This is a genomic window from Rahnella sp. PAMC25617 (genome assembly GCF_050606005.1).
Lineage (GTDB): Bacteria > Pseudomonadota > Gammaproteobacteria > Enterobacterales > Enterobacteriaceae > Rahnella > Rahnella variigena.
The window spans coordinates 1-223 of sequence record NZ_JBOCUM010000258.1 but is presented as its reverse complement, the minus strand read 5'-3'; the positions used below and the strand labels follow the sequence as shown (position 1 = coordinate 223).

Here is a 223-nt window from a genome sequence, read left to right as displayed (position 1 = left end):
GCGCACCCAACTGAGCCAGACGCTTAACGATAAGGCTATCAAGAGCATGATGGAGCAGTCGTTTAACATCTATCCCAACCACGCCGTGCAACCCGGCGACACCTGGACTAAGGTAACTTCCGTGACAATGGGCCCCATGACCATGAGTGCCACCAGCACCTATAAGCTCAACAGCATCAGCGACGGTGTGGCCCACATTGGCGTCAGCAGCAAGCTCGACGGG

Annotated in this window: 1 protein-coding gene; it reads left to right on the top strand. The window is 56.5% G+C overall.

All coding sequences use genetic code 11. The features are described 5' to 3' along the window. Positions 1-10 precede the first annotated feature (10 nt). Positions 11-223, top strand: a 213-nt coding sequence (locus ACM615_RS24300) for a DUF6263 family protein (protein WP_431012694.1), incomplete at its 3' end; no start/stop codon positions are given.